The following is a 700-nucleotide window of genomic DNA, read 5'->3' on the forward strand; positions in this document are numbered from 1 at the left end:
TGTGAAAGGGGCGTAACCATGATTAAACGTTGGTTTAAGCGGTGGGAAACGCCGCTCTCTCCTGAGCAAAAACGCCAAGCCATTCACGTTATTGACGATTGGCCAATGGTGCTGAAAGACTATCTTCAACAGCCTTTGGTGGATGACTCAACGACCTTGAAGGATTTGAGTTTTGTTGCGTTGGACTTTGAAACCACAGGCGTGGACGCACAAGGCGATAAAATCTTATCGATTGGCGTAGTTGACCTAACGCTGGACGGCATTGATATCGCCAGCTCCAAAGAGTGGTACATTTGTCATGGACAATTCATCAAACCAGAAACAGCGAAAATTAATGGCTTAACTCCGCAAGATCTCGCCAAAGGACTGCCATTGGATGAAGGGATGAATCGGTTGTTGGAACGCATCACAGGAAAAGTAGTGCTCGCCCACGGATGCTGCATTGAAAAAGCCTTCATTCACGCTTATTTTTCCTCTCGCTACCAAGTAGAGGATTTCCCCGCGTATTTTATCGACACTCTGCAAATCGAAAAGCAGTTTAGCTACGCAGGGAAAAGCGGTGCGCACAGCAGTTATCAGTTGGACGATTTGCGCCGCTATTATCACCTGCCGGGGTACTTATCGCACTCAGCCGCCAGTGATGCCTTGGCGTGCGCGGAATTGTTCTTGGTGCAAAGTAAAAAACTGACCGCGCTTCCGG

General features: G+C 48.4%; 1 protein-coding gene. It reads left to right on the forward strand.

The genetic code is table 11. The features are described from left to right. Nucleotides 1-18: 18 nt before the first annotated feature. On the forward strand, nucleotides 19-700 hold a 682-nt coding region (locus R7Q11_RS26415), incomplete at its 3' end, for an exonuclease domain-containing protein (RefSeq protein WP_225467025.1).

The sequence above is a fragment of the Vibrio sp. 970 genome (assembly GCF_033339075.1).